Origin of the sequence: Aureibaculum marinum (genome assembly GCF_003813905.1) — a bacterium.
Taxonomy (GTDB): domain Bacteria; phylum Bacteroidota; class Bacteroidia; order Flavobacteriales; family Flavobacteriaceae; genus Aureibaculum; species Aureibaculum marinum.
In genome coordinates this window covers 1-747 of record NZ_RPFJ01000025.1, presented here as the reverse complement: position 1 = coordinate 747, position 747 = coordinate 1, and the positions used below count along the sequence as shown (strand labels likewise).

General features: G+C 33.2%; 1 pseudogene. It reads left to right on the top strand.

Going from position 1 to position 747, the window contains the following annotated elements:
* A pseudogene (locus tag EGM88_RS15805) lies at window positions 1–747 on the top strand (hypothetical protein); the annotation flags it as partial.

Genomic DNA, 747 nt, shown 5'->3' with positions numbered 1-747 from the left:
TTATGTGCAATCAAAATCTAGAGGAAGTTGTTTTAATAGCAGGCGGTTCTACTGATGCTGGAATTTCTGTAACAAATATTTATTTTAACGGTCCTTCAGGTGGCGGAGATTTTAATGATGCAGAGGAAACTATCTCTTGGATTGCCGGTGGTGAAAGTGGTGGTGGATTTGAAGATGAGGAGAAGGGTGATCAAATCGATTCTGATGACTTAACTGGCAAAGAAAAATGTCTAAATGATCTTTTGGATAAAAATGGAGACTCATTCGTAAAAGGAATTATGAAAAATTTTGAAGGAGAATCGGAATTTGATATAAAAATTATATCAAAAAAAAATGTATATAAAGGCAATGATCCTACAAATGATGAGGTAAACGCTAACTGTTTACCACCTAAAAACAATATAATTACAATACAGATAAGTACAGATAAGGCTTCTGGAAGACCAGCATTATCTGTTGCTAGAACAATACTTCATGAGTATATTCATGCTGACATATTTAGAAAGTTAAAAACTAAAGAACCAACTTCTGGAGATTTAGATTTTAGAGAAACATATGAAAAATATAGGGAGCAATTTACCGATGAAATACAACATGAAACTATGGCGGCTTTGTATATTCATTCAATGAGAGATGCTCTAAAAGATTTTCATAAAAACGTTTTAACAACTGATTACCTTAAATTCGTAGAATATTATGGAGAAGCCCCAGCTGATAAATTCTATGAAGCTCTTGCATGGCAGGGTT